This window comes from Micromonospora sp. CNZ322 (genome assembly GCF_007827755.1).
This window is the reverse complement of record NZ_VITD01000012.1, coordinates 180077-204138: the sequence shown is the minus strand read 5'-3', so window position 1 is coordinate 204138 and position 24062 is coordinate 180077. Positions and strand designations below refer to the sequence as shown.

The following is a 24062-nucleotide window of genomic DNA, read 5'->3' as shown; positions in this document are numbered from 1 at the left end:
CAGCTCCACTCCACAACCGGAGGCCTTCACCTACCTACGACATCAGATCGTGTCGTCACACAATCTCGACCAACGTCCCTGGGCAGTACACCTAGCGCGTTGGTCAGGTCCCGCAGCCCGGCCACGACGTTCCAGTCCGGCCGGACCGCCGGGTCCAGGCCGCGGGCTTTGGCGTCCTCCCAGATCCGGTCGACGTAGTCATACAGCTCCTGCCGGGCCAGAACCTGCGCTACCCGGCCAGCCGCGTCGAGCGCGGCCAGGCCTGCCGCGTCGCGTTCGGCGAAGGCGTCGATCAGCTCGTTTGCCATGTCCTGGTGGTCCAGTTCGTTGTCTACATCGGCCATGCCGCTAACCCTATGGCATCAGATCATCACGCGAGTGTGCGCGATTGTGAGAGCCGGATGGGTCGTTAGCCATCGGTGTCGAGCTGGCACCGACCGCCGACCGCCGACCGCCGACCGCCGACCGATCGTGAGCTGCCGGCCCAGTACGGTGGCAACAGCGCGGGCTCCCGCAGGCACATCGGTCGATCGGGAAGCACGCCCACGATTGCAGCGCCTTGTCAGCAGCAGACCCGTGCGCCGGTAGGAGCCTTTGCGCTGATGCTCCGGGGACGTTGAATAATCCGCGCGTGGATGTTGCCGATCTGCTCGCTCGAGCTGCGGCCATGGTCCCGGCTGATGTCGTAAACGAGGCCGGCGTGACGGTGGTGGACGTACGCGAGTACCTCGACCACGACGAGTGGGAAGTCGCGCTCGATCTCCTTGTAGACCTCGACACGGGTTGGCGACCGCCAACCGATTGGTGGGATCTGCTGATCGACAGCGCCGAGCTGATGTGGCTCTCCGACGCCGCCGCGTGGTGCCACTGGGGCCGGTGGGAGAGCATCCACGGGATCGTCCGCGCGGAGTTGCGACTCCTGCCGCCCACCGAAGGTGGCCGGCGAACACCGATCCCGGGCAAGGGCATCCTCCGACCGCTGTGGGACCTCGGCCGGCGCACGGCTGCGGGCGATCCCGATCTGCTCGTGGCACGCATCTGGGTGGAGTCCGCGCCAGCGTTGCCACCAGGCGCTACCGGGTCGGTCCGCCTGGGCCCTCTGTCCCCAGCCCTCTGGCGTCACCTGTGGCCGGGCATGACGATCACCATGCACGAGGGCCGGCCCGCGGTAGGAACGGCCACCATCATCGAAGCTTCGAATTTGCGCTGACATCAGCACGACCGATGGCCGGCTCAATCGGGTTGTGGTGACATTGGTAGCGCGCGTTGTCTGCGGCAGATCCGTGCTCGATCCATAGACCGTGCGTGCATGGGTGCGGTGTTCCACCGCCGGGTGATGTGGCAGGGTGACCGGATGATCGACAGCCGTGGGGCGTTGGAGGCTGTGGTCCGGCATGCCGTGGAGCTTGAGGACGATTACGACGACATCGCGCCGACGGTCACGACACTGGCCGCATCCGGGGACACCACCTTGGTACCCCGGCTGCGGGAGGTGCTGGACCGGTTCCTCGACGAGGGGAACTTCTACGGCCAGGATCTGATTGCCGGTGTCTTGGCAGGCATCGAGGGCGTGGCGGCACTGCCGGTGCTGCTACGCGCTTCGGCGCGGGATCTCGGGGACGACCAGGACAGCCTCCAGGCCGAAATCATCGAGCTGCTGCACGCAGACCGGGCGACCAGCCAGCGTGTGGTACGTGATGCCGCCACAGGTGATACGCCGGAGCTGCGCCGTGTGGGGCTGTGGGCCCTCGGGTTCGTGGTCGAAGCACAGGATGTCGAGCTGCTCGCCACGGCCGTGACCGACGCCGACCCAGAGATCAGGTCTATGGCGGTCGGATCGATCCCTGACCCAGCCGGCGACGACTGGGCATTCGGCGCGCTCGTCCTGGCGTTGCGTGACCTGAACGAGCAGGTCCGGGTATCGGCCGCAAGCAGGCTTGGCTACACCGGCCGCGTTGACGCGGTCGCACCGCTCGCTGCCCTCGCCGCCGACCCGACACCGCGAGTACGGTCCATGGTCGCCTACGCACTCGGGCGACTCGGCAGTCACGAGGCGATCCCGGCCCTGCAACGGCTCCTCCAGGACCCCGATCGGCACGTCCGCGAGAACGCCGCGGAAGCTCTCGGCTCGGTCGGAGGGCCGGCGGCGGTCGATGCGCTGCTGGTGCTGGCCGCCGACCAAGACGCACAACTGCGAGTCCAAGCCGCGAAAGCGCTGGCGAAGGCGGCTGACTCGGATCCCCGCGTTGCGCCGCAACTCACGATGCTGGCACGAGACGGCGAGGCCGCAGTACGAGCGGCCACCCTCAGCGGACTCGCCAGCGCCGATCGCGGGCCATCACTCCGGGGGCGACTCCTGATCGAATTGGCGGACGACCCAGATCCACTGGTCCGTCAGCGCGTCGCGGTCGTGGCACGACACCTCGCGCCCGACGCTGCCCCGGACATCCTCCACCGGTATACCCGCGACCCCAACCAGACCCTGCGCCAACTCGCCGCAACCGAACTGGGCCGACTAACCAACCCCACCGCTCGCTGACCCGGCAGCCCACAGTCAGCAATTTGCTGGCGAGACTGTCGGGCGCCGCGGTTCCGGCCGCCCTGGTCGCGCTCGGCGCGTCGATGCACCGCACGGCGCCGTCGCGGGCCGAGCCGGCCGAGTTGGCCGAGCTGGCCGAGCTGGCCGTGATCACCGCGCTGAAGCTCGTCGCACAGCCGGTCATCGCGTACGCAGCCGGGCTGGCCTTGCACCTATCCGCGCCACAGTTGCTCGCCGTGGTGGTGTGCGCAGGCCTGCCGACAGCGCAGAACACGTTCATCTTCAGCCAGGAGTACGGCGTCGGCGAGGCGGTGGCCAACCGGGCGGTGGTAGTGACTACGACGCTGTCGCTGGCCACCCTGGCCGCGGCGGCGGCGCTGCTCGGGTAGGTCCGTCAGCTGACTCGTCCAGCAATCATGGTGAGTCACGCCGACCATGGCGCTGGCGGCCGGGTCTGCAGCCACGATCATCGCCTGATGATTCGGCGGGCGATCTCGATGCCGTACTGGCCGTGAGGGTGTACGGACGGCTAATGCGCCATGCGGCGGCAGATGTTCGCATCAGGTTGCGTGTTAGTAGAAGCCGCGGAAGATGCCTTCGCCGTTCGCATTGTCGGCAAAATCTTCCCAGTCCATGTTCGAAATCGTGAGGTTGTTTTGAACCGACCACATCTCGGACGGCAGGACTCGGAACGTGGCACCGTACTGCGGCCCCTTGCCCTGGTCCTCTAGATCTTCCACGTAGTCGTAGAGGTTGACTACCAGGATCGGCCGATCAGGGTGGGTCAGCGCCTTCGTGTCGACGAGGAAGGCAACGGCATGATTGAAATCCGCGGGCACCACCTCCAGGAGCTGCGACGGCGTGATCCCCTCGAACGCACGATCATCGACGAATGCAACGAAAGCGGTGAACCCGTCTTCTGTCTGCGGTTCAGCGATCGCCGCCTGAATCGCTGTCCATTCCTGTGGATGGGCAAAATCGGTACGGATGACAAGGGATACGTCGGAACTCTGGTGCCACATGCGCTCATCCACGCACGGGAGGATAGGCCACCGGCAGCTGAGCGGACGTCACCCAACTGACGGCCGGGAGCACCATGGCTGACATCTTCGGTGCCGCCGAAGAGGTCTCCACCCCGAAGCGCCTGGCCAGGGCGTTGACCGTGGGATCGGAGTCTCAAATGACGGAACCGCGGCCGACCCCAGCAAGCCCCCCACAACGCTTCACATCGACCTACAGCACACCTACAGGCATGGCGTTAGGCGGCCCGAGACGCCGGCCGGCACCAGCCATCCCGGCAGCAGGACGCCTGACCACTTCGACCTCTACTGGGAGGTCACGCCGCACCGCTCCACCGCATCACCACAAATCACAGCCATCGTCTCTCTCCGGCGTCGGTGGGCACTTCGGGCGCGGAGACCGCTTCGCCAACCTGCACCCAATCTGCTCCCAGTTACAAGGCCAGGCCCACCAACAGCTCCTTACCGCCTTGACCTGCGCACACTCCCCTGCCAGGCCACATAGAACCTTGTCGACCGCTGCGTAGAACCGAAGAGCACTCTGCGGAAACGAACGGCTCGGCTCAACCGGCGACGTCCACGACGACCTTGCCCTCGGCGGTGCCGCCGGCGACCAGGTGGTGGGCGTCCATGACCGTGTCGAGCGTGAACCTGCGCCCGTCCAGTCGGGGGCGCAGCGCGCCGGCGTCGGCCAGCGCCGCGATCTCGCGCAGGATGTCGCCGTGGTGTTCGCGGCCCCGCCCGGTGAGCATCGGCAGCAACGTGAACACGCCGGAGTAGGTCGCGCCTCGGAACGACAGCGGGGCGAGCGAGTGTGAGCCCCAGCCCAGCGCGCTGACGACGTGCCCGTGGTAGGTGCGCACCGCCGCGAACGAGGCGTCGAGCGTCGCGCCGCCGACGTTGTCCATGACGATGTCGAACCCCTCGCCGCCGGTGTACCTCTCGACGTACTCCTCGACAGTGCTCGTGGTGTAGTCGATCGGCACGGCGCCCAGGCTCTCGATCACCCGCATGCTCGCCGGCCCGCCCGTGGCGTACGCCTCGGCGCCCCGCGCCTGGGCCAGTTGCACGCCCACGTATCCGACACCGCCGGCACCGCCGTGCACCAGCACCTTCTGCCCGGCGCGGACCCCGGCCCGGTCGACGAGCCCCTCCCAGGAGGTGATCGCCGCCAGTGGCAGCGCGGCGGCCTCCCGCATCGAGAGGGTGTTCGGCTTGCGGGCCAGCAGCCGGGCGTCTACTGCGGCGTACTCGGCAAGCGAACCCTGGAGGTCGCCCACGCCCCCGCACAGCCCGTACACCTCGTCTCCCGGCTCGAATCCGGTCACGTCCGCGCCGACCGCCGCGACGACGCCGGCAAGGTCCAGGCCGAGCACCGCGGGCAGCTCGACCCGCGCGTGCGCGGCCTTTCCAGCCTGGATCTTCGTGTCGAGCGGGTTGACCCCGCTGGCGACGATCCGCACCAGCACCTGGCCGGGCCCGGGGGTGGGATCGCCGATTTCCTCGACCGTCAGCGGAACGTCGAACTCCCGCAGCACCGCAGCGCGCATAACCATCCACACTCTCCGTGATCGAGGCTTCACGTGGACGCTATCCGACCGGATAGGCGGCGGGGCGGGTTCCTCGGACCGCGCCAGCGCCGCCACGGGCGGACCGCGCACGGGTCAGTCGTCTTCGGCACCGTCGAGGAGCGCCCGCCGCAGCGCCAGTCGGTGCTTCCGGCGGATCTCCGCCTCCCGGTACCGTCGCCGGTCCCCATCGGTCTCCGGCAGCAGCGGCGGCACGGTACGAGGCTGGCCGTCGTCGTCGATGGCGACCATGACCAGGTGGGCGGTTGCCACGTCGGTGGGCGGCACCGCCCGGTCCCACCGGTCGGCGGTCACCTTGACCGCCACCTCCATCGAGCTGCGGCCGGCCCAGGTGATCCGGGCGTCGACGTGCACGACGTCACCGACGCGCACCGCGCGGAGGAACGCCGTCTCGTCGATGGCGGCGGTCACCGCCGGTCCGTCGGAGTGCCGGGCGGCGACCACACCGGCGACGGAGTCGATGAGGTTGAGGATCCGGCCGCCGTGCACCGTACCCATCAGGTTGGTGTGGTGCTGGTCCATGATCTGCGAAAGGGTCAGGTGCGACGCCGACGGCGCTCGGCCGGCGATCGTGGTGGTGTCGTGCACAGCGGTAGTCCGTCCCTCGGGAAACCACACCGCCGGGTCGCGGACACACGCTGACGAGGACCTGGCCGTGCGCCACACGCACGACCCGTCACCCGCTCAGCCCACCCGCGAGGCCGACGGCAGCGCACACGGTTGTGTACGCGGTGCCGGCAGGTCTTCGGACTCGCGGGCCTGACCGGTCGCGCCGGTCCCCTACTGGCCGTCGCTTCCCAGGCCACTGGCCCAGTGCTGATGACGGCGGTCGTTCCCACTCACCGCTGCGGGGCAGCCCCGGATTTCCACCGGGTTCCCTCTTACGACGCCCAGCCGGTCACGACGGGGCGAACCAGCGCCGCCGGCGAGCATAGCTGGCCAGGGAATGTGTCCACCCGGGGCGTCCCGCCGGGGCGGCGGATGGCCTCATCGTCAACTTTTGTCGTCTGAGGAAGAAGATCGCCACCTCTTGAAAAAAGTCTCGCGAGGGTGAGGATATCCAGATGCGTCGTCTCCCCCAGACTTGCGGGCGGGTGGTCTCGGGCCTCCTCGCACTCCTCCTCGCCTCGGCGGTCGCCCTCCTCGCGTCCGCCCAACCCGCCGCAGCTCACGGGACCTTGGCCATGTCCACACCGGCGAGCGGCGCCACAGTGCGCGAGCCGTTGACGTCGGTGCAGCTTTACTTCACCGAGAAGGCTGCCGCCAACGCGTTCTTCACGATCACCGCCCCGGGCGGCACCCGTGTCGACAACGGCTGGTCGCAGGGGGAGCCGAAGCCGCTGGACAAGCCGGTGCGCGAGTACTTCCTGGTCAACGGACAGTTCGAGCCACGCGAGTACACCACGGGGTTCCCCGCGGTGGTGTCCGTCGCCCACCTGCCCGCCAAGGGTCAGTACTCGGTGAGCTACCTGTCGGTCGCCTCGGACGGCGACACCGTGCGGGGCACCCTGACCTTCCGCTACGACGGGCGGGTGACGGCAGCGCCGAAGGGATGGAGCCCGCCGTCGACCCAACCGGACCCGGCGCTGGTGGCCGCCACCGAGCAGCACAACACGTCCGGGCAGGCCTCGGCGGTGCCGACCACCGCGGACGATCCGTCGACCCCGCCGGCTGCGGCGGCCCCGCCGACCGGGTCGACCGAGGAGAGCGGTCCTGGGGCACCGGCCTGGGCCGGCTGGGCGGCGGCGGTCGCGGCGGTCGGAGCGATGGCGGGGTTCGTCGTCTGGCGTCGCCGATCCGGCGGCACACCCACCGGCCGGGGCCGTACCTCGGCGGCGACCTCCGGTCGACGCGGCGGTGGCGCCCGTGCCATGAACAGGACCGGCACTGGCAATACCGTCGGCGGCAAGGTCGGCGAGGGCAAGACCGGCGGGGGCAAGGTCGGCGCGGCGAGCGGCGTCGTCGCGCGTACCGCGAGCGACAAGCAGCGGCCCGCCACCGTGCCGGCGGAGCGCAAGGGCAACACGGTCGTCACGGCCCGCACGGGCGTTGCTGTCGATCCGACGCCCACCGATCAGGTGACCAAGGCCCTCGCCAGCACGGACGGCGAGCCGGCGGTCGACTCCGGACCACGGCCCGACACGGACCTGGCCGCCGCGACGCCTGGGTCCCGGTTGAGCAACACCCACCTGGCGCTGTTCGTCGGTGGTCTGGTGGTGGCCCTGTTGGCCGGGTTCGGGTTGGCCCGTATCGGCACCGCCGACGAGAGCCCGGCGACCGGCAACGCACGACCGTCAGCCGGTGGACCGCCCGACTCGGGCCAGGTGGGCTCGGCGACCGACGGGCACCAACACCCGGCCGGTACGGGGCCGCACACGCATCGGGGTGACGACGCGACGGGCGCGACGCTGGCGACCGGGACGACGGTCAGCGCCGGCGGGTACACCCTGCAACCGCTGGAGCGGTCCCAACCGCCTGGTGTACGCGCGGACTACCGGTTCCGCATCGTCGGGACCGACCGGCAGGCGGCGACCCGCTTCGCTGTCGTCCACGACAAGCCGTTGCACCTGATCGTGGTGGGCCGCGACCTGTCCGGCTACCAGCACCTGCACCCGACGATGGCACCCGACGGCACCTGGAGCGTCCCCCTGACGCTGGCCCGACCCGGCGGCTACCGCGTCTTCGCCGACTTCTCCGTCACCGCGGCCGACGGCAAGCAGCAGCCTCTCGTGCTGGGCGTCGACCACACGGTGCCCGGCGCGCACAGCCCGACCGCGCTGCCGCCCGCTCAGGCGCAGGCGACGGCTGGCCCGTACACGGTGTCGATGACCGGCTCCCCGACGGTGGGGGTGACGGCGCCGATCCACTTCCAGGTCAGCGCCGACCCGACGGTCCCGGCGCAGTTGAAGCGATACCTGGGCGCGTACGGGCACCTGGTCGTCGTTCGTGAGGGTGATCTCGGCTACGTGCACGTCCACCCCGAGCAGGAGCTGGTCGACGGGACGGTCAAGTTCTGGCTGACCGCGCCGAGTTCGGGCCGGTACCGGGCCTTCTTCGACTTCCAGGTCGCCGGCACTGTGCACACCGGGGAGTTCACGATCAACGTTCCCTGAGTCCGGAACTTTCTCCGAGCTGCGGCCGACCAACCTCCCAGCAGCAACCATCGGAGGAAGAACACATGCGCACCACCAGCCCAAACGCTTCACGCCGCCGCTCGGCCGCCGTGCTCGCTGCCGCGATCCTGACGGTGGGCGTCGCCGGCTGCGGCTCGTCCGACTCTCCGTCGACAGCGCAGGCGGGCCCGTCCGCGTCGGCCTCGGCCTCGGCCTCGGCCAACCCGGACGCTGGTGTGCTCGGCATTCGTGACCCCTGGGTGAAGGCGGCCGACAAGGGCATGACGGCGGCCTTCGGGACCCTGGTCAACGACGGCGACACCGATGTCACGGTGACGAGTGCCACGACCCCCTGTCGCCGATGGAGCTGCACGAGATGGCCGTGAAGGACGGCAAGATGGTCATGCGGCAGAAGCAGGGCGGCATCGTGATCAAGGCCAGGAGCTCGCACGCTCTGGAGCCCGGCGGCGACCACCTCATGCTGATGAACCTCACCAAGCCCGTTCAGGCCGGCGACGAGTTGACAGTCACCCTGACCTTCGCCGACGGCAAGACCCAACAGTTCCGCGCTATGGCCAAGCCGTTCACCGGCGCGCAGGAGAGCTACGCCCCCGGGCACGGCGAACCGATGACCGGCATGAGCGCCACGCCGGAGATGAGCATGAGCCCGGCATCGTGACCCAGACACCACAGGTCCGACCGGTGAGCAGGCGTGGCCTGCTCACCGGCGGAGCACTGGCCGCCGGCGGAGCACTGGCCGCCGGCGGAGCACTGGCCGGCGGTGCCACGATCTCCGCCACCCCTGCGGGGAGGACCGGGCCGCCGTCGGCGACCGCCGCCGACGCGACGCTGGCGGCGACCGTCGGCGGCCTGGTCGAGCCGTTCCACGGCGCCCGGCAGGCCGGGGTGGCCACCGAACCGCAGGCGCACGCGTCGTTCGTGGCCTTCACTTTGCGGGCCGGCGTCGACCGGGCCGCGCTGGGCCGGATGTTGCGGTTGCTCACCGACGACGCCGCCCGGCTGACCCAGGGTCGGCCCGCGTTGGCCGACACCGAGGCCGAACTCGGGCTGCTGCCGGCACGGTTGACAGTGACCTTCGGCTTCGGGCCGGGCCTCTACCGGGCGGCCGGCGTCGACGACCGCCGGCCGGCATCGGTCACCGACCTGCCGTCGTTCCGCATCGACCGACTTCAGCCGACCTGGTCCGGCGGCGACCTGCTGCTGCAGATCTGCGCCGACGACGCGATCTCCGTCGCCCACACCCAGCGGGTCCTGATCAAGGACAGCCGACCGTTCGCCACAGTGCGGTGGGTCCAGCAGGGCTTCCGGCGTAGCCCGGGTGTCGAGCCGGGCGGCCACACCCAACGCAACCTGTTCGGTCAGCTCGACGGCACCGCCAACCCCCGACCTGGCGCGCCCATGGACACCGCCCTCTGGGTCCCGGACGGCCCGGCGTGGCTGCGCGACAGCACGACAGTGGTGCTCCGCCGGATCAGCATGAACATGGAAACCTGGGACCTGCTCGGCCGGACCGACCGCGAACTCGCCGTCGGGCGACGGCTCGACACCGGCGCACCGCTCACCGGCACCGCCGAACACGACGAACCCGACTTCGCCGCCACCGACGCCGACGGCCTCACCGTCATCCCCGACTTCTCTCACCTGACCCGCGCCCACGTCACCGACGACCGGTTGAAGATCCTGCGCCGGCCCTACAACTACGACGGGGTGCCGACGGCGGAGGGCCACGCGGACAGCGGCTTGATCTTCACCTCGTACCAGGCCGACATCGCCCGACAGTTCCTGCCCATCCAGCGCCGGCTGGCCGACCGGGACCTGCTCAACGAGTGGACCACGCCGATCGGGTCCGCTGTCTTCGCCATCCCGCCCGGATGTCAACCGGGCGGGTGGATCGGCGAGCAGGTGCTCGGATGACCGCGCCAGCCGTCACGACCGTACCGCCGTCTCGCCCCACCGCCATCCGGCTCGGCGCGGCGGTGCTCGCCGTCCTCGTGGCGGTACTGATCGCGGGCAGCCCGGCCTGGGCGCACAACTCGCTCCGGACGGCCACGCCTGCCCGGGACGCGACAGTGCCGAGCACACCGACCGAGATCACGCTCGAATTCATGCAGCGACTCGACCCCGCGTTCACCACCATCGTGCTCACCGACGCCGCCAAGCGGAAGCTTCCCACCGGCGAACCGGTCGTCACCGGAGCGAAGAGCACGGTCCAGGTGACCGACACCCTGCCGAACGGGACATACACGGTCGCCTACCGGGTCGTCTCCGTCGACGGGCACCCGGTTCAGGGGTCCTATCCGTTCACTGTGGCCGATCCGACGTCCAGCGTCACGCCGGTTGCGAACGTCAGCGCGTCAGCGCCCGCACCGTCCGCCGCCGCAGCAGCAGCAGCAGCAGCAGCGAAGTCCGGCGGCGGTCCGAGCGCCGGTGTACTCGTCGCGGCTGCCGTGCTGGCCCTCCTCGTCCTGGTGACGGCTGGGCTGCTGTGGCGGCGGGCGGCCCGGCGCTGATCCGACCCGCCCCATGCGGTCGGCTCGCCCGCACCGTCGCTACCGCCTCGGTAACCCTGACATCGGGAACCTGATCTTCGGGAACCGCCGGCGTCTCTCCCCCGACTACCAGTCAGGGCCGACGCGACACCTCACCGGGCGACCAGACCAGTACGGGAAACGCCTTCGTGCTTCCCGACTCTTCCGATCGGATCACCATGTCTCTCACCGAATTGTCCGGCACGCCGACGCCGGAGCCCGCCACGACCGCTACGACCGGCGAGAAACCGGCCCGACCCGCCCGGCGCACGTCGCCGTTCGGTGCGCTGCTGCTGCGGCTGCACTTCTACGCGGGCATTCTCGTCGCCCCGTTCCTGGTGGTCGCCGCACTGACCGGCCTGGCCTACACCACAACCCCGCAACTCGACTCGATCCTCTACGGCGACCAGCTGACCGTCGCCCAGGTGGGTGACCGTCAGCTCCCGCTGGCCGAGCAGATCGGGGCCGCCCGCAACGCGCACCCCGACGGCAGCATCACCACAGTGCAACCCGGCGACGGCGACCGGACCACCAAAGTGGTGTTCTCAGTGCCCGAGCTGGGCGAGAACCAGCACACTGTCTACATCAACCCGTACACCGGCGAGTCCCAGGGGCAGCTCACCACCTGGTTCGGGTCCACGCCAGCCACCACCTGGCTGGACGACCTGCACCGCCACCTGCACCTGGGCACGGTGGGCGAGCACTACTCCGAACTGGCTGCGAGCTGGCTGTGGGTGATGGCGCTCGGCGGGGTCATCCTCTGGTGGCGTCGACGCGGCGCCGCCCGAGCCGCCACTCGGCATCTGCTCGTGCCGGACCTGTCCGCCGGTAAGGGTGTCCGCCGTACCCGAGGATGGCACGCCACCACCGGCATCTGGCTCACCGTCGGACTCCTCTTCCTCTCCGTCACCGGCCTGACCTGGTCCCGCTACGCCGGCGCGAACTTCGCCGCCGGTCTCGACGCGCTGAGCGCCCGCACTCCGGAGATCTCCACCAGCCTCACCACCGGTCCCCCCGCCCCTGCCGAGACCGGTGGGGGCCACGAGCACGGCGCCGCCGGGGCGGGCGGGGTCGTCGAGTCGGCGGCCTTCGATCGGGTCCTGACTGTCGCTCGCGGCGCGGGCCTCTCCGGGCCGGTCGAGATCAGCCCTGCGCCGGAGCCGGGCTCCGCCTGGACCGTCACGCAGGTCGACAACACCTGGCCGGTCAAGAAGGACCGCATCGCCGTCGACCCGGCCTCGGACACGGTCACCGCCCGCAGCGACTTCGCCGATTGGCCCCTGCTGGCCAAACTGAGCGGCCTCGGCATCCAGGCCCACATGGGGATCCTCTTCGGCCTGGTCAACCAGATCCTGCTCGCCGCGCTCGCCCTCGGCCTGCTCTGCGTCATCTTCTGGGGCTACCGCATGTGGTGGCAACGCCGACCCACCCGCGCCGACCGCCGGGCGATCGCCGGCACCCCGCCAGCCCGCGGCGGCGTACGCGGCCTGTCGCTCTGGGCGCTGTTGATCGGCGTACCGGTGACCGTGGCGATCGGCTGGGCGCTGCCCCTGTTCGGGCTCCCAGTGCTCGCCTTCCTCGTCATCGACGTGGTGGTGGGTGCGGTGTCTCGACGCCGACGACCTGCCGCGGCTCCCACCTCCCCGGCTCCCGCGGGGAGCTGATCCACCGGACCGGCCGTCCGTCCTTAGACGGACGGCCGGACGCCTGGCTCAGATCACTACCTGCTTGGTGTTCGGCAGGCTGTCGACTATCGACTTCTGCACGTTGATCGTGTCGGCGATGACCTCGTGGGGCGTGTTGGCCATCCACTGCATCACCGAGATGTCCTCGAACCGGGGATGGCGGAACATCTCCAGGAACACCAGTGGCTCGTCGCCGGTGTTCTCGATGTAGTGGCCGTACGCGAACGGGACGTAGCCCACATCGCCGGCCTGGAAGTCGAACGTCCGGGCCGCGGCCTGGGAGGCGAAGACGCCCATCCGCCCGGTGCCGGAGATGTAGTACTGCCACTCGTCGGTGGTGGGATGCCAGTGCAACTCGCGCATCCCTCCCGGCTCGACCTCGACCAGGGCCGCGGCGGTGGTCACGGAGGCGGCGAAGTTGGTGGAGTCGGTGATCCGGACCGTTCCGCCGCGGAACCGCTGCGGGGTCTGCGCGAGCATCCGGTGCTTGAAGCTTCGCGGGATGTCGCCGGTCGGGCTGACCACCCGGTCCTGTTGCAGGGGTGGTGGGACGTCGCCCTGGAAGATGTACTTTTCCCGCTCGGGCAGGTTCTCCATCTGTTCCAGCGTCCAGCCGAAGTTCTTGGCCAGCACGTGTCGAGGGGTGTGTGCGAAGAAGTCGCTGAGCAGGAAGGTGTTGTTCTCCGAGAACGCCCCGTCGTCGAAGACCAGCAGGAACTGCGCGCCGTCCTCCAACGCCTGGATGTTGTGTGGCACGCCCTGCGGAAAGAACCACAGATCGCCGACCTTCACGTCCTCGATGAAGTTGCGGCCCTCGTGGTCGACGGCGCTGATCCGGCAGCTGCCGCTAAGCATGTACGCCCACTCCGACTGCTGGTGCCAGTGGATCTCCCGGTACGCGCCCGGCTCAAGACCGAACTGAACGCCGGACAACTGACTGGCGATCGGGAGGTCTCGGCTGGTGACCTCGCGGGTCCAGCCGCCCTTCTCCACCCGGGTGTGCGCCTGCGAGAACGAGAACTTGAGGTTGGGCACCAGCCGGCTGTCGGTCGTCGGTGGAACCAGGAGGTCCCGGTTCTGCCGCTCGAGCTCGACGTTACGGCCTGCGAAAGGCGCGGCGCCCTGGTCGCCGCGCCGCGGCTCGGGATCGCTGTTCGCCATGATCGCTGTCTCCTCACTCGGGTTGGATCGGATTGGGCGCGGGAACGGATCCGCCCCGCAGCCGTAGCCGGGACGAGATCCCCAGCAGGGCACGCAGTCCGGGCCAGCCGTACTGGACCGCGATCGCGACCGGAATCGCCGCGGCGGTCGCCATCAGCACCAGGCGGGCCCACGCCGGAGCGTGACCACCCGCCCCGATGCTGGCGTAGAGGACGAACATCAGCAGTACGACCCGGAGCCGACGCAGACCGGGAAGTTTGGTGAGCTGGGCCATGGTCCGATGATCGGTGCCGAACGTCGTCCGTCGCATCACGTGATCGCGCCATTACCGCAGGTCAAATCCCGGACAGTGGGGGTCATTCGGCGCACTCCCGTCGGTTCCTCGATCTGGTCGCCCGTACCTGTCGCCATGGCTAGGCTCGGTCGCAGGACGGCATTTCGACGCGCCTGGTAACAACCGGGGAGAACGCCATTGCCCGAATCACCCTTCAACGCCGGAACGCTCCCGGCTGACGACATCGCCACCGACGCCGAGCAACGACGGCACCGGCTGTTCGCCACGGCGGACCAGCTCCGGCTCGCCGGACGCGAGACGGAGGCGCTGCACGTCCTGGCGGCGGAGCTCGCCACGAGTCGCAGCGGCGAGCGCCACCGCGCCCTCCTGCTCGGTCGCCTGGCGCAGATCGTGGCACTGGAGCAGCCGAGCATCGCCCTCGCCGGTCTGCGGGAGGCGCTGAACCTCCGACTGGACACCGACAGCCGCGGCACCCTGCTCGCCCTGGTCGCCACGATCGCGGCCCGCACGGGACATCCGGACACCGATGCCCTGCTGCGCGACGCGGGGACCGCGCACGCCGCGTCGGGTGACCCGACGTCCGCTCGCCACCTCGCCCTCGGCCGGGCCGCCCGCTCGCTCGCGCACGGCGATTTGCCGGGTGCCCAGGCTGTGCTGGCGGCCCTCGACCCGAGCTCCTGGGCGGCGCGCGCCGACGCCCCGTCCATCCGGGCGGAACGGATCCTCGTGCAGCTCGGCCTGGGCCGGCACCAGGACGCGCGGGCCGCGACCCGCCAGGCGCCCGACGCGACCGACGTTTCACTGACCGGACTGACCGCGCTGGACTGCCTGCGGATGGTGGCCGTGGGAGAGCTGCCCGAGGCGGCCGCGCTGGCCGTGACGACACTCAGCTCCGGCTCTGCGGACCTCAGTAGGGAGGTGCGTGCCCTGTTGGTCGCGGTGATCGCCGAGGTCCGCTACCGCCGTGGCGAACACGACGACGCCCGCGCCATCCTCCGCACCTGCCTCGCCGAGGACCGATGGCCCGACCGTACGATGTGGACGTTCGCGTTCTGTGTGGCGGTGCGCGACCCCGCCCTCAGCGCGCCGGCCGGCCTGCTCACCACTGTCGTCGCCGACCTGCACCGGTCGGTCCGGTCACTGCTGCCCGTGCCGCACTTCGGCCCCCGACTGGTACGCGCGGCGGTGGCGGCCGACGACACCCGGGCCGCCCGCCGGGTCACCGAACTGGTCGAGCTGGTCTCCACCCGTACCCCGGTGCCGCTGTGGCACGCGTTGGCCGACCAGAGCCGAGGGTTGCGCGACGGCGATCCGGACGCCCTCCGTTCGGCGGTGGACCGGCTGCGCACCACCGCCGCGCGGCCAGCGCTGGCCGACGCGTTGCTCGACCTCGCGAACAGTCCCCGGGCAGGCTCCGGGGAGGCGCGCGATGCCGCGCACGAGGCGGCTGCCCTCTACGCCCGGATCGGCGCTTCCGGCGACCAGGCGATCGCGGACCGGCGCTGCGCCGACCTCGCCGCCACCCCGCGCCACCGGCCGTCGATCGACGAGCCGTCAAGCCGGGGCATCGGCGCGCTCACCCCGGCCGAGGAGCGGGTGGCCGAGATGCTCGCCGCCGGCGCCACGAAGAAGGAGGCGGCCCGGAACCTCTTCGTCTCCTTCCACACCGTGGACACCCAACTCCGCTCCATATACCACAAGCTGGGCATTCACAATCGGATGCAGTTGGTGCGGGCCTGGGAACGGACCAGACGATAATCAGCCGATGACCGCGCCAGCCGACCTGACCCCGCTCGCCGAGGCCGCGGAGTGCGAATTCATGCACTCCTACGAGTCGCAGGCGCCCGGGCCCACGTACACCGAACTCGGGATCGCGACCACCCGCATCGGCGGCGGTGTGGCCCTCGCCATGCGCAACGATCCCTCCGGCGGGTACTGGAACAAGGCCCTCGGCTTCGGCACCACCGAGCCGTTCACAGTGCAGACCCTGGACCGCGTCCTCGACTTCTACCGGGAGCAGGGCGTCGACCAGGCGGTCCTCCAGCTCGTTCCGTCGGTGCTGCCCGCGGGCTTCGACGAGGTCGCCGCCGCGCGCGGGCTGGAGCCGGGAAGCACCTGGGTCAAGCTCGCCGCCCGACCCGGCGACGTCGCCACGGCGCAGACCCGTCTGCGCGTCGCCCCGGTGCCGGCCGTCGAGGCGCGGCGCTGGGCCGACGTGGTGCTCACCGGGTTCGGCATGCCGACCGGTGGGCTCACCGACATGCTGGCCGCGACGGTCGGCCAGCCGGCGTGGCGACCGTACGCGGCCTGGAACGACGGCGAACTGGTCGCGGGCGGCAACCTGTTCCTGCACGGCGAAACCGCGTCGCTCAACGCCGCCGCGACGGCCACCGGTCACCGTGGCCTCGGGGCGCAGTCGGCGCTGATCGCCGCCCGCGCCCGAGCCGCGGCCGAGGCGGGATGCCGGTGGCTGTTCGCCGAGACCGGCAAGCCCGCGCCCGGTCAGCAGAACCCGTCGCTGAACAACATGCGCCGGGCCGGGCTGGTGCCGCTCTACGAACGCCGCAACTGGGTCTGGCGAGCAGCTTCCTGAGCCGCCGCCGCTGTCACTTCTCGCTGTCGAGCAGCGCCATCATGGCGGTCGCGTACCGCTGGCCGGAGGCGGCGCCGGCCGGCACGGCACGCTCGATCTCGTCCAGGGCGTCCTGGTCGAGCACCAGGTCGACAGCGGCCAGCGACTCGGTCAGCCGGTCCCGCCGCCGTGCCCCGACCAACGGCACGATCTGTTCGCCCTGTGCCGCCACCCAGGCGATCGCCACCTGGCTGGTGGTCGCGCCCAGCCGCTGCGCGACCCGCCCGAGCGCGTCCACCAGACGCAGGTTGGCGGCCAGGTGCTCGCCCTGGAACCGTGGGCTGTTGGCCCGGAAGTCCGTGCCGGTCAGCGCACGGTCCGCTGACCAGTGGCCGCTGAGCAGACCTCGGGACAGCACCCCGTAGGCGGTCAACCCGATGCCCAGCTCCCGCAACGCCGGCAGAATGGTGGCCTCCGGGCCCCGGGAGAGCAGCGAGTACTCGATCTGGACGTCGCTGATCGGCGCCACCGCCGCGGCCCTGCGGATGCTGTCCGCGCCCACCTCGGAGAGCCCAATGTGCCGGATGTAGCCGGCCTGCTGCATCTCCAGCAGCGCGCCCACGGTCTCCTCGACCGGCACCTGCGGGTTCAGCCGCGACGGCCGGTAGATGTCGATGTGATCGGTGCCCAACCGTCGCAGCGAGTACGCCAGCCGGTCCTTCACCGCCGCCGCCGACACGTCGTACGGTGCCGCCTGGAAGCCGCCGTCGGGTGTCCGGCGTGCGCCGAACTTCACGCTGAGCACCACCTCGTCCCGGCGACGCTCCCGCAGCACGCGGCCGATCAGCATCTCGTTGTGACCCGAACCGTAGAAGTCCGCGGTGTCGATCAGGTTCACACCGGCGTCGATCGCCGCGTGCAGCGTCGCGACGCTCTCCGCCTCGTCGGCCGGCCCGTACAGGTCGGACATGCCCATCGCGCCGAGCCCGATGATCGACACCTCCGGTCCGGAGGCACCCAACCGTCGCCGTCGTAGACCCGTCATGTCCCTCGTCTCCTTCGGTCGTCGCCGCGGTGCGTCGTGGTGTCCCGGCACCGCTGTGTACGCTGTGTCCATATAACCAGCAAGTAGACAGCGTGTCCATATAACCGGGAGGACCAGTGGCCGAGCTCACGCCGGATGCCCAGACGCCAGCGCGCCGTGGTCGCGGCCGCCGCCCCGCCGATCAGGTACGCACGGAGATCCTCACGGCCGCCGGTGAACTCCTGCTGGCCGAGGGCATGGCCGGCTTCACCATCGAGAAGGTCGCGGCCCACGCCGGAGCCAGCCGGATGACCATTTACAAATGGTGGCCCTCCAAGGGAGCGCTCGCCCTGGACGGCTACTTCACAGTCGTCGCGCCCACCCTGGCCTTCACCGACACCGCCGACATCGTCGCCGACCTGACCAACCAGCTCGTCGCCTTCGTCCACCTGGTGCGGGACACCACCGCCGGGCGGGTCATCAGCCAGCTCATCGGGCAGGCGCAGACCGATCCGGAACTGGCCGCCGCCTACCGCGAGCGCTACTCCGGCCCCCGCCGGGCCCTCGCCGTCGAGACCCTCACCAGGGCCATGGCCCGGGGGCAGCTACGGCCCGACATCGACAGCGAATCCGTCGTCGACCAGCTCTGGGGGGCCTGCTACCACCGGCTTCTCATCGCCGACCTGCCGCTCACCGAGGACTTCGCCCGCACCCTGGTCGACAACCTCATCCGCGGACTGCGCTGACCGGCTCACTCGGGCGGCGTGGCCCCCGACTGCTCGCTGACCATGTACGCCGCGTACCAGTCGGGCCAGTTGTCGTCATGCTCGCCCGTACGTTTCTCGTGCTCACCGTGCGCGGCGGCCGCGCGCCGAAGGGCGCTCGCCAGGTCGCTCGTGGAGCCGAACGACGTGAGGCCACCCTCGATGCGTCCGGGAAGCCTGGTGGTGATCTCCTGCATCAGCCAGGTGTTGCCGTCCGGGTCGCGCAGCGTGGCGCGTGAGAAGTAGCTGCGCCGCTGCGGGTCCGGCCCGTCGACCGGGCCGTCCGGGCTGACGTGGAAGACGTCGCCGACCTCGACACCGGCGGCGGCGAGGGTGTCGTGGGCCGCCTCGATGTCGGACACGATCAGGTACGCCATGGCGGAGCCGGGTGCCGCCGACGTCAGCCCGGGGCCGAACTGCACGGAACACGCGGAGCCGTGCGGCGTCAGCTGGACGATGCCGGGCGGGGTCTGGTCGAGCCGCCACCCGAGTCGTTCGTAGAACGCCTTCGCCCGGTCGACATCCGACACCGGGATGACGATCACCTCAAGCTTGACGTCCAGGCTCTCGATCCGCGACGTCGCACTCGCGTCGCCCTGGGCCACCTTCGGGCTCATCGCCGCCCCCTTCCTGATCACCACGCTACTGCTTGAGTCAGTGCTCGGCGCCGACTTCCCGGCATCAGCCCGGTGCCATCCTGGTTGCCCTGCGCACCCCCAACAGGGCGACCAGGGCGAGGAGGATGACGGCGACGGAGTACTCGTCGGCGGTCCTCGGCAGGCCGCCGGCGTAGACCACGAGGAAGCCGGCGATCACCGTGGGGAGGCCGAAACCGACGTAGCAGACGACGTAGAGCACTGACAGCACGCTGGCGCGTTGGTGCGCCTCGACCAGCGGCATGACCGTCTTGAGGCTGCCCTGGAAGCCGCTGCCGAAGCCGACGCCCCCGAGCGCGAGGCCGACGAAGAAGACCGGGATGGACTGCGCCATGACCGCCACCAAGGTGACGATCATGCCCAGGATGAGCGCGACGATTCCGGTCAGGATCACGGTCCGCGCGGCGGTGTTGCGCTGTACCAGCACGGCGATCGACCCGAAGACGGCGAAGACGAAGAGGACCAGACCGCCGATCACGATCGACGTGTTCATGAGGCTGCGGATCAGCGCCGGGCCGAGCGCGCCGAAGAACCCGGCCAGCGCCCAGACGGCGAAGAGCACCGGGACGACGAGCAGGACCGGTTGGCGCACCGAGCGGGGCAGCGTGATGTCCGGCCGCAGGCTGCCTCGGGCCCCGGCCATCGGGGTGACCGTCTCCGGCATCAGCGCGACCCCGACGGCCTGGATCAGCAGGATCACGAGCAGCACGAGGTACACCAGGCGCGTCGGCGCGGGCAGGAACTGGATGAGCAGCGCCGAGAGCAGGGCGCCGCTTCCGGTGCCGATGCCGGGGGCGATCGAGTTGGCGAGCGTGCCCCGGGTCCGGTCGATGTCGAGCATGGCGGCGCCCACCGCGCCGGTGGCGGCGCCGGCTGCCAGCCCCTGCACGAGGCGGGCGACCAGCAGGGACGCAACGCCGTTGGCGAAGATGAAGACGACAAGCGCGAGCATCTGCACCGCGATCGCGACGGCCAGCACCGGCCGTCGACCGACGTGGTCGGACAACTTGCCGAACGTGAGCAGCGACGCCAGCACCGCGAGTGCGTAGACGGCGAACACCACTGTGGTGGTGACCGGCGAGAAGTGCCAGCGTTCCTGGTACACACCGTAGAGCGGGGTCGGGGCCGCCGACGCGGCCAGGAACGACACCAGGATCGACGCCAGCAGCACCAGGGAGACCGTCGGTGTGAGTCGGGCCCGCCCGGCGATAGGCATGTCGGAGCTCCTCGGCTGCGTGAAAAGCGGTCAGCCTGGGCGTTCCGCCGGCCCCCTGGGCCACGGCGGCGTACCCGGTTCGCGCCGGCACATGCCAGCTCAGCCCTCGGTGTCCTGGCCGGTCGCCGGGAGGCTCGCCACGCCACGGGCCAGCGCGTCCCTGAAGTCGCGGTACCGGTCGGGGCCGAGTGTGTCGGCGAGCTTCTGCTCGATCAGGTGCACGAGGCCGTCGGAGGCCGCCATGAAGCTGAGACCCCGATCCGTCGGCACGATCAGCTTTGCCCGGCGGTCGGCCGGGTCGGGCGTAGTGCGTGCCCGGCCGGCGCCCCTACAGCTCGGGGTGGCCGAAGAGTCCCGGCAGACCGCCGCTGTGCAGGAAGACGACCCGGTCGCCGTGCGGGAAGCTGCCGGCCAGCAGCGCCGCCATCGCCCGACCGGTGTACGTCGGGTCCAGGAAGACCCCCTCCGTACGCGCGGTCACCTCCAGCGCCGCCCGGACGGCCTCGGTCAGCGTGCGGTATCCCGCACCCACCTGGGTGCCGTCGATCCGCAGCGCGTCCGGCTCGACCTCGCCGACGAGCAGCCCGGCGACGGTCGCCCGCGGGTCCGGCACGGCACCGACATCCACGCCGATCACCCGCTGCACACCCAACTCCCGCACCAGGCCGGCCATCGTCCCGCCGGAACCGAGCGCCACCACCACCTCGACCCCGTCGGCGTCGGGCAACTGGGCCCGCAGCTCCCGACCGCAGTCCACATAGCCCTGGATCGACGCAGGAGCGGTGCCGCCGAACGGGATGACGTACGCCGATCGGCGCTCCGCCTCGGCCGCCACCACCTCGGCGAGCGGGCGGTCTCCGCTCCAGACGATCTCCGCGCCGGCGAGTCCGTCGAGCAGCAGGTTGCCTCGCCGACGCTCCGGGGCCGAGCCGGCGAGCACCAGCACACAGGAGAGGCCGAGCCGCGCGGCCGCGGCCGCTGTGAGCCGGGCGTGGTTGCTCTGCGGCGCCCCCGAGGTGATGACAGTGGTGGCGCCGACGGCGATCGCCTGCGCGCAGGTGTACTGGAGCTTGCGGATCTTGTTGCCGCCCCCGCCGAGGCCGTTGAGATCGTCACGCTTGAACCAGAGCTCGGCCAGCCCCAGCCGGGCGGCGAGCCGGGGCGCGGCCTCCAACGGCGTCGGCCAGGTACCGAGGGGAACGGGTGTGATCATCCGTGCAGCTAAACACTCCCCGGCCGCGTGCGCAGCTTCCCGACAGTGGGCGCGCCTCCGCGGCTATGCCCGACGTGCTGCTGCCCCGGGCAGCGGACCGACGTCCGCGTGGCGACCGGGACGGAGCGCCGCGTGCCGCTGCCCGGGACCCGCTCCGTCGCGGGCGGCGAGCACGTCGGCCACCGCTCCGGTGGCGAACGCGTAGATGGACTTGTGCAACACGTCGACGGCGAGCTCGGGGCGGGGCCAGGTCAGCGGAGGCGCCCCCACGCCGGTGGCGTTCTCCAGGATCTGGTCGCTGGTCAGGCGCACCGCCGTGAACATCGTCGAGGCCCAGGCGCCGCGCAGCCCGGCCTGCGCCATGACGCTGCGCAGCACGCCGAGCAGTGCGCCCTGGCCGTAGTGCATCGCCAGGTTCTGCCACCGGGGCTGCTGCCCGGAGGTCTCCGGCAGGCCGGTCAGCCTGGCCAGAACCCGAGCGGGCACGTAGGAGTCGGGCCGATCGGTCACCCGCTGTTCGATCTTCTCGGCGGCGGTCATCACCGCCGCCCCGGCCAGGCCCGCCACCAGGCCCTGCCACACCGCTCGCTTCAGCATGGTTCAGCCCTACCCAGCGATCGGGCACCCACACCCGCGAATCGTCACCGGACCTCGATCCGGACGACTGCCTGGTTTGCCACCGTTCGCGGCGGGTACCGGCCCAATCGGGTCAAGACATGCGCCCTCCAGTGGTCCGTCCTGCTGTGGCTCCGCAACGTCCCGGCGGGGCGCAGACACGCAGCCCTTCGGCCCCTCCGTCGCCGCTCAACCCCAGGCGGCACGGCCACCATCCCCCCGCGAAGGAGAGGCATGTTCAATCCGCTCGACCACAAAGGAATCCCTCTCGAGAACCAGATCCGCAACTGGCGTGAACTGAACGTCGATCCGATCGACCCGGAGGCGGTGGACCCGTACACCCGATGCCGGATCATCACGATGAACGGCATCGAGATCGAGGCGATCAACTTCCAGCACCAGTTCGCCCGGAACTGCCCTGACCAGGAGGTCCGCCGACAGCTCGCCTACGTCCGGTACCTGGAGAACCAGCAACAGCGGGTGGTGAACTGGCTGCTTCCCGGCGTCGCCAGCGTGCTGGAGACGACGCTCGGTTACGAGCAGGTGGCCGTCGACCTCACCGCCTGGGTGGCCCGGCACGAACCCGACCCCTACCTCAAGCAGGCGTACGAGTTCGGTGTGCTGGAGGACTTCGACCACCTGTACCGCTACGCCAACCTCTACGAGATGGTCGAGCGACGCAAGGCGGAGAAGATCGTCGACGGACTCACCGAGGTCATGCCCGGCCGACCGACGGTCCAGGAGCACCGGCATCCCTTCGACGAGGTCCGCACCCCGTACGACCGCAACTCGGTGGACCCGCGCTCGAAGCTGCACGCGTTGACGATCCTGTCAGCCGAGCAGCAGGTGATGTTCTACTACATGAACGTCGGCCCGCAGTACATGGAACCGATCGCGCGCCAGCTCTACCAGGAAATCAGCATGATCGAGCAGGAGCACGTCACCCACTACGAGTCACTGCTGGACCCGGGCGAGAACTGGTGGGAGCGGCTGCTCACCCATGAGTACAACGAGTGCTGGCTCTACTACTCCTTCCTCCAGCAGGAGAGCGACCCCCGGATCAAGGCGGTCTGGGAGCTGCACCTGCAGATGGAACTGGCCCACCTCCAGCAGGCCGCCGACCTGCTGCGTCGGCACGACGGCCGGGAGCCGGAGGAGGTCGTCGGCAGCGCCGGCCTTCCCGAGCCGCTGACCTTCGAGCCCAACAAGGACTACCTGCGCCATCTGCTGGCCACCCAGATCGACCTGACGAAGCTCGGCGAGGGCTACGTTCGCGAGGCCCACGAGCGCTTCGAGTGGATGCAGCAGCAACTGCACGACGGCCAGCAGCCGCCGAGCGAACAGGTCATCGACATGCACCGGGAGCGCTTCGGCGACGAGTACCGCATCGAGACCGAGGGCCCGCACCCGATCGAGACGCTGCGCGCCAAAGGAGGCAGCCATGCCTGACACCGACACCCCGGCCACCCCAGGTCCCGAGGAGGATGTGGTCGACCTGCTGCTCGCCCAGCACGCCCAGATCGAGCAACTCTTCCTGCTGGTCATCGGCGGCACCGGCGACACCCGGCGCGACGCCTTCGACGATCTGGTCAAGCTCCTCGCCGCGCACGAGACCGCCGAGGAGGAGATCGTCCACCCGCTCGCCCGGACGCTGCCCGGTGCGGGTGGTGACGTGATGGTCGACGACCGGCTCGATGAGGAGCGGCAGGCGAAGGAGACTCTGCAAACCTTGATCAAGGGTGGCGTGGACGCCGACGGCTTCGACACCGGCATCGTCCTGCTGCGCGACGCCGTGCTCCTGCACGCCCGGCACGAGGAGCGCTACGAGTTCCCCCAGCTCCGGCAGCACGTTCCGGTCGACCGGCTTCGTAGCCTCGCCGCGGCGGTCCGGGCGGCGGAGGCGTCCGCGCCGACGCGGCCACATCCCAGCGCCCAGTCCGCGAAGGGCAACCTGGCCGCCGGGCCGGTGCTGGCGGTTATCGACCGGGTACGCGACGCGGTGCGCAAGCCTTCGGAGAGCTGACTGGAATCAGCCGGGCGGTGATCCGTCCC

General features: G+C 70.4%; 24 protein-coding genes, 1 pseudogene and 1 riboswitch. Of the genes and pseudogenes, 13 read left to right on the top strand and 12 right to left on the bottom strand.

Annotated features, from left to right (window positions below; all coding sequences use genetic code 11):
* Positions 1-26: 26 nt before the first annotated feature.
* Positions 27-344 carry a hypothetical protein gene (locus FB453_RS25645; RefSeq protein WP_145794319.1) on the bottom strand — a complete coding sequence of 106 codons (318 nt, stop codon included), beginning with the start codon at positions 342-344 and terminating at the stop codon, positions 27-29.
* A 356-nt stretch (positions 345-700) separates the two neighbouring features.
* Between FB453_RS25645 and FB453_RS25640 the strand changes: the two genes are divergently transcribed.
* From FB453_RS25640 to FB453_RS25630, 3 genes are all read left to right on the top strand, one after another.
* Positions 701-1210: a hypothetical protein gene (locus tag FB453_RS25640; RefSeq protein ID WP_486480444.1), complete on the top strand. Its 510-nt coding sequence runs from the start codon at positions 701-703 to the stop codon at positions 1208-1210.
* 99 nt (positions 1211-1309) lie between these two features.
* Positions 1310-2539 (top strand): HEAT repeat domain-containing protein, encoded by a 1230-nt coding sequence (locus FB453_RS25635; protein ID WP_145794314.1) that lies wholly within the window; start codon positions 1310-1312, stop codon positions 2537-2539.
* 23 nt (positions 2540-2562) lie between these two features.
* Positions 2563-2928, top strand: a complete 366-nt coding sequence (locus FB453_RS25630; RefSeq protein WP_486480443.1) for an AEC family transporter — start codon at positions 2563-2565, stop codon at positions 2926-2928.
* 183 nt (positions 2929-3111) lie between these two features.
* Here FB453_RS25630 and FB453_RS25625 read toward each other — a convergent pair whose 3' ends face one another.
* From FB453_RS25625 to FB453_RS25615, 3 genes are all read right to left on the bottom strand, one after another.
* Complete coding sequence (locus FB453_RS25625) at positions 3112-3573, bottom strand: DUF6924 domain-containing protein (protein ID WP_145794311.1); 462 nt, start codon at positions 3571-3573, stop codon at positions 3112-3114.
* 548 nt (positions 3574-4121) lie between these two features.
* Complete coding sequence (locus FB453_RS25620) at positions 4122-5114, bottom strand: zinc-dependent alcohol dehydrogenase family protein (protein WP_222431410.1); 993 nt, start codon at positions 5112-5114, stop codon at positions 4122-4124.
* A 108-nt stretch (positions 5115-5222) separates the two neighbouring features.
* Positions 5223-5669 carry an acyl-CoA thioesterase gene (locus FB453_RS25615; protein ID WP_238684380.1) on the bottom strand — a complete coding sequence of 149 codons (447 nt, stop codon included), beginning with the start codon at positions 5667-5669 and terminating at the stop codon, positions 5223-5225.
* Between the two features lie 197 nt (positions 5670-5866).
* Positions 5867-6080: riboswitch (cobalamin riboswitch) on the bottom strand.
* A 131-nt stretch (positions 6081-6211) separates the two neighbouring features.
* On the opposite strand from FB453_RS25615, the gene FB453_RS25610 reads away from it, so the two are divergent.
* The 5 genes and pseudogenes from FB453_RS25610 to FB453_RS25590 all read left to right on the top strand — a co-directional run bounded on the left by FB453_RS25610 (position 6212) and on the right by FB453_RS25590 (position 12473).
* Entirely contained in the window at positions 6212-8260 is a 2049-nt protein-coding gene (locus FB453_RS25610; protein WP_145794308.1) for a copper resistance protein CopC, read from the top strand.
* A gap of 65 nt (positions 8261-8325) precedes the next feature.
* Positions 8326-8939 (top strand): annotated as a pseudogene (locus FB453_RS25605) (copper chaperone PCu(A)C).
* Positions 8936-10195 (top strand): Dyp-type peroxidase, encoded by a 1260-nt coding sequence (locus FB453_RS25600; protein ID WP_486480442.1) that lies wholly within the window; start codon positions 8936-8938, stop codon positions 10193-10195. Before FB453_RS25605 ends, FB453_RS25600 begins: the two are co-directional and overlap by 4 nt.
* Positions 10192-10791: a copper resistance protein CopC gene (locus FB453_RS25595; RefSeq protein ID WP_145794304.1), complete on the top strand. Its 600-nt coding sequence runs from the start codon at positions 10192-10194 to the stop codon at positions 10789-10791. Before FB453_RS25600 ends, FB453_RS25595 begins: the two co-directional genes overlap by 4 nt.
* Positions 10792-10988: 197 nt before the next feature.
* Complete coding sequence (locus FB453_RS25590; protein WP_145794301.1) at positions 10989-12473, top strand: PepSY-associated TM helix domain-containing protein; 1485 nt, start codon at positions 10989-10991, stop codon at positions 12471-12473.
* Positions 12474-12521: 48 nt separating this feature from the next.
* On the opposite strand, the gene FB453_RS25585 is transcribed toward FB453_RS25590, so the two are convergent.
* Positions 12522-13655: a cupin domain-containing protein gene (locus FB453_RS25585; RefSeq protein WP_145794282.1), complete on the bottom strand. Its 1134-nt coding sequence runs from the start codon at positions 13653-13655 to the stop codon at positions 12522-12524.
* A gap of 13 nt (positions 13656-13668) precedes the next feature.
* Positions 13669-13929, bottom strand: coding sequence for a hypothetical protein (locus tag FB453_RS25580; protein WP_145794280.1), 261 nt, complete (start codon positions 13927-13929; stop codon positions 13669-13671).
* 198 nt (positions 13930-14127) lie between these two features.
* Between FB453_RS25580 and FB453_RS25575 the strand changes: the two genes are divergently transcribed.
* Both FB453_RS25575 and FB453_RS25570 read left to right on the top strand, forming a co-directional pair.
* Positions 14128-15708: a helix-turn-helix domain-containing protein gene (locus FB453_RS25575; protein ID WP_145794278.1), complete on the top strand. Its 1581-nt coding sequence runs from the start codon at positions 14128-14130 to the stop codon at positions 15706-15708.
* A gap of 7 nt (positions 15709-15715) precedes the next feature.
* Positions 15716-16543 (top strand): GNAT family N-acetyltransferase, encoded by an 828-nt coding sequence (locus tag FB453_RS25570; protein ID WP_145794276.1) that lies wholly within the window; start codon positions 15716-15718, stop codon positions 16541-16543.
* Positions 16544-16556: 13 nt separating this feature from the next.
* On the opposite strand, the gene FB453_RS25565 is transcribed toward FB453_RS25570, so the two are convergent.
* Complete coding sequence (locus FB453_RS25565; protein ID WP_112588785.1) at positions 16557-17567, bottom strand: aldo/keto reductase; 1011 nt, start codon at positions 17565-17567, stop codon at positions 16557-16559.
* Positions 17568-17683: 116 nt separating this feature from the next.
* Between FB453_RS25565 and FB453_RS25560 the strand changes: the two genes are divergently transcribed.
* Positions 17684-18292, top strand: coding sequence for a TetR/AcrR family transcriptional regulator (locus FB453_RS25560; RefSeq protein WP_145794274.1), 609 nt, complete (start codon positions 17684-17686; stop codon positions 18290-18292).
* Between the two features lie 5 nt (positions 18293-18297).
* Here FB453_RS25560 and FB453_RS25555 read toward each other — a convergent pair whose 3' ends face one another.
* The 5 genes from FB453_RS25555 to FB453_RS25535 all read right to left on the bottom strand — a co-directional run bounded on the left by FB453_RS25555 (position 18298) and on the right by FB453_RS25535 (position 21992).
* Positions 18298-18927, bottom strand: a complete 630-nt coding sequence (locus tag FB453_RS25555) for a VOC family protein (RefSeq protein ID WP_145794272.1) — start codon at positions 18925-18927, stop codon at positions 18298-18300.
* A gap of 64 nt (positions 18928-18991) precedes the next feature.
* Positions 18992-20182 carry an MFS transporter gene (locus tag FB453_RS25550; RefSeq protein WP_145794269.1) on the bottom strand — a complete coding sequence of 397 codons (1191 nt, stop codon included), beginning with the start codon at positions 20180-20182 and terminating at the stop codon, positions 18992-18994.
* Positions 20183-20281: 99 nt separating this feature from the next.
* On the bottom strand, positions 20282-20425 hold the full coding sequence (locus FB453_RS25545; protein WP_186718531.1) for a hypothetical protein: 144 nt from the start codon (positions 20423-20425) through the stop codon (positions 20282-20284).
* An 85-nt stretch (positions 20426-20510) separates the two neighbouring features.
* Complete coding sequence (locus FB453_RS25540) at positions 20511-21395, bottom strand: pyridoxal-phosphate dependent enzyme (protein WP_145794267.1); 885 nt, start codon at positions 21393-21395, stop codon at positions 20511-20513.
* Positions 21396-21458: 63 nt separating this feature from the next.
* Positions 21459-21992: a hypothetical protein gene (locus FB453_RS25535; protein WP_145794265.1), complete on the bottom strand. Its 534-nt coding sequence runs from the start codon at positions 21990-21992 to the stop codon at positions 21459-21461.
* A gap of 252 nt (positions 21993-22244) precedes the next feature.
* On the opposite strand from FB453_RS25535, the gene FB453_RS25530 reads away from it, so the two are divergent.
* Positions 22245-23459, top strand: a complete 1215-nt coding sequence (locus FB453_RS25530; protein WP_145794263.1) for a hypothetical protein — start codon at positions 22245-22247, stop codon at positions 23457-23459.
* Positions 23452-24033, top strand: a complete 582-nt coding sequence (locus tag FB453_RS25525; protein WP_145794261.1) for a hemerythrin domain-containing protein — start codon at positions 23452-23454, stop codon at positions 24031-24033. Before FB453_RS25530 ends, FB453_RS25525 begins: the two co-directional genes overlap by 8 nt.
* The last annotated feature ends 29 nt before the right edge of the window (positions 24034-24062 follow it).